3 protein-coding genes are annotated in these 3,553 nt (G+C 34.5%); 2 read left to right on the top strand and 1 reads right to left on the bottom strand.

The features are described from left to right. The coding region (locus RTK36_RS07840; protein WP_312045951.1) for a hypothetical protein at window positions 1-237 on the top strand (237 nt) is incomplete at its 5' end. A gap of 403 nt (window positions 238-640) precedes the next feature. Continuing rightward, window positions 641-2,098, top strand: a complete 1,458-nt coding sequence (locus tag RTK36_RS07835; protein ID WP_312045949.1) for a sensor domain-containing diguanylate cyclase — start codon at window positions 641-643, stop codon at window positions 2,096-2,098. Between the two features lie 128 nt (window positions 2,099-2,226). Here the strand turns inward: RTK36_RS07835 and abc-f are convergent. Then, on the bottom strand, window positions 2,227-3,553 hold a 1,327-nt coding region (abc-f, locus tag RTK36_RS07830; RefSeq protein WP_312045947.1), incomplete at its 5' end, for a ribosomal protection-like ABC-F family protein.

The raw sequence follows: 3,553 nt of genomic DNA, 5'->3' as shown, positions 1-3,553 counted from the left end.
GATTACATTAGAGTAGGTGAAGCCCTTTCTTTGCTAGGACTTCAAACAGACGGGTATACCATTAAACCGGCGGTTCAGTTGATAGAACCATTAGAGGGGATGAGTGAGATATATAATGAAATGAAAGAAACTTTTGGTATTCAAGGAGAGGTTATGATAATTCTTGGTTTTACAGAAAGAGGAGCCGGCTATCATGAATCTGTGCGCCATCAAGTTATGGATATCATCATGCAATAGTCCTTCTATCAAAAAAAGACTAAAGAAATCGGGCAGACAAAGGTCTGCTCTTTTTTTATGAAAGCTAATGCTAGGCGATCAAAAGAAAAATAATCGAGTTTATGTAGATATAAAATATAGGTCCAGTATTAAGAATATTTTTTCCTAGTACTGCTCTTGATAAGAATTTTTGCCTAGTTGATTTGATTTTGGCCATGAGAAATAAAAAATATGTTCTGGATTTTCGACAATTTTTATAGTAAAATAACTGAGAATCGACAATAAAATTGAATGATAACATGAGCTATAGGGATGATTTATCATTATTTATAAACTAACTTATTTCAAAGCATGGTCTGATTTTAATTGGTGACGGTTAAAATTACTGCAGCGGGTTTGAAATGACTAAATTGGGGAGCTGAATGTGAAAAAATATATCTTGCTAATTAGTAACTTAATTATTATTTTCTCTTTAATAGCTGGATTTATTGGAGTGGTATATAAACAGACAAAATCATATCAGGTTTTGGCTGAAGAATACTTGGCCAATATCCTTAGCATGGCAGAGGTAGATATTACAAAGCAAATCGAAAATGCCATGACTAAACCTGTAATGGTATCAAAGACTATGGCAAATGACGAGTTTTTAAAAAAATGGTTCGCCAATGAACAGAAAAATCAAAATAGGGATGGGTATATGAATGAATTATACAGCTATCTCAATGCTTACAAAGAAAAGTATGGTTATACAACGGTTTTCTGTGTTTCAGCAGAAACGGGAAATTATTATTACCAAGATGGTTTGAATAAGGAACTTTCTAAATATGATGAACATGATATTTGGTATTATAATTTCATTAAATCAGGCAATGAATACGATATTCAAATTGATACCAACGAAGCAGATGGCAACATAATTACGTCCTTTGTTAATTTTCGCATGGAAAGTGAAGATGGAAAACTTCTTGGTGTCATTGGAGTGGGGCTTGAAATTTCTGATATAGAGGGTATTGTTCGTTCTTATGAACAAAATTACAATTTATCTGTATATATTGTGAATGTGAGAGGTTCCGAAAACTCTTTTGGAAAAGATACAGACGTTTTTGTCAGTGAAGAGGAATTGGCAAGGCGCACTGGAATACAGAATAAAATATTAAATGATTTCTCTACTGAACCTTTGATGAGATGGTTTACATCCCCAAGTGAAAGGAAATGTATTATAACAAAATATGATGAAACCCTTGGTTGGTATTTGGTTTTGGAGAAGGATACAATTTCTATTAATCGTTCATTTCAAAAAGGAATTACGGATAATATAATTTTTATGCTTATTTCTCTTGCTGCATGTATTATGGTTACAACAGCTGTTTTTTTGAATTTTAACCATCGCACCATTGAAATGGAAAATACAGATGAATTGACTGGGTTGCCCAATAGTAAGCTGTTTTATAGGAAATATAGATCTTTTGTGAGAAAGCGTCATGAGCGTAGAAAGACGATTTTTATGTTTGATATCGATAAGTTCAAAGAAATTAATGATACCCAGGGGCATTTATTTGGCAACGAAGTACTTGCTAAGGTGGGCGAATCGCTGAAAAAGACAGTCGAGGGCCATGGGATTGCAGCCCGATGGGGTGGGGATGAATTCATTGGTGCGCTTGATGCTGGGCCCCAAGAGGCAGAGGAAATACTGAGAGGATTTATGGAAGATTTACGCAATCTTGAGAAGGAGAATGGGTATATAGTGACTGTCAGTGCAGGTATTGCAGAAATTCACAAACCTTTTAGTGGGGAGCAATTGATTCAAATGGTGGATGAGGCAGTTTATATTTCCAAGCAGAACGGAAGGAATCGAATTACAATTTATAAACCCAATCATTAATCTTAACGTAAATACAGTCAAAAACAGCCCCTCTATGATTATTAAATTCATAGAGGGGCTGTTTTTTTTAGGATAGGAATTGGGGCATTCATCTTTTAACAATAGCTATACGTCTTCAAATATAGTATTTAGAGAACTATTTTTTTTGTTGCAACATTCTCACAAAAGGCCTTGTCATGTTCAACAAACAAGAGGGTAGGCCTAAAGTCATGGATTACTCTTTCTAGTTGAATGCGTGAAAGTACATCAACGAAGTTAAGAGGCTCATCCCAAATATGAATATGGGCCTTTTCACAAAGACTTTTGGCTATGAGTACTTTCTTTTTTTGACCGCCACTGAAAACGGAGATATCTTTTTCAAACTGTACCCTGGAAAAATCTAATTTTCGCAAAATAGATTTGAATAAACTCTCATCTATGCCATTTTGCTTGGCAAATTCGGATAAATTTCCGCCAAGGGTGGAGGTATCTTGTGAAATATATGAAAGTTTAAGCTCCGGTGCAATATGAATGGTTCCTGTATGGGAAATATCTTCACCGCAAATTAATTTTAGAATAGTTGATTTGCCTGTGCCATTTTTACCCCAAACAGATATTATATCACCTGTATTTATGGAAAAAGAGACATGTTCAAAAACAGTATTTTCGCCGTAATAAGCCGAGACATCGTCAAAGGTAATCAATGTTTTACTATGATGTGTAAACTGTTCCAATTTAAGATCTTCGGCGATTTCGATATTTTTCAATAAGTCCTGTTTCTCTTCAATGCGGGTTTCCATACGTTTTTGTATAGATTTGGCTCTTTTCATGGTTTTAGCTGCTTTATGGCCAATGTAGCCTCTGTCGCAGGGGCCCTCTCCAAACTTGCTTGCTTCTGTTTTATCTGACCACGATCGCTTTTCTTTTGCGGTTTTATTTAATCTGGATATTTCCGTTTTTAATTTCTCATTTTGCGCAATTTCAAATGAATCTTGTAGCTGTTTATTTTGGTACCAAGAAGAAAAATTTCCTTTTTGTATTTCAATGTTATTTTTATTAATAGAAAGAATATGATCAATACTGGAATCCAAAAAATCTCTATCATGGGAAACTAAAATAAACCCCTTCTTTTGATTGAGATATTTGCTCACAATTTGCCTGCCTTGAGCATCCAGATGATTGGTGGGTTCGTCAATCAGCAAAAATGTGTTTTCTTTTAGAAATAAAACCGCTAGCAAAATTTTGGTCTGCTCTCCCTTTGAAAGGGTATCAAAGGAGCGATATAATACTTCATCAGAAACGCTCAATAAGTTTAATTCTTTTAATAATTCCCATTGCAAATAGTTAGGGTAGATATCCTCTATTACATTTATTGTAAGTTGAGACATATTTTCAACGGGATACGGAAAATATGCCATTTCTACAGATTTCGAAATGGTACCACTATATTCATATTTTCCAAGCAAAAGGTTTAAA

Origin of the sequence: Anaerotignum sp., from assembly GCF_031981185.1 — a bacterium.
Taxonomy (GTDB): Bacteria; Bacillota; Clostridia; order Lachnospirales; family Anaerotignaceae; genus Chakrabartyella.
Note: the sequence above shows the minus strand (reverse complement) of the source record. Positions and strands in the feature narration are given on the sequence as shown.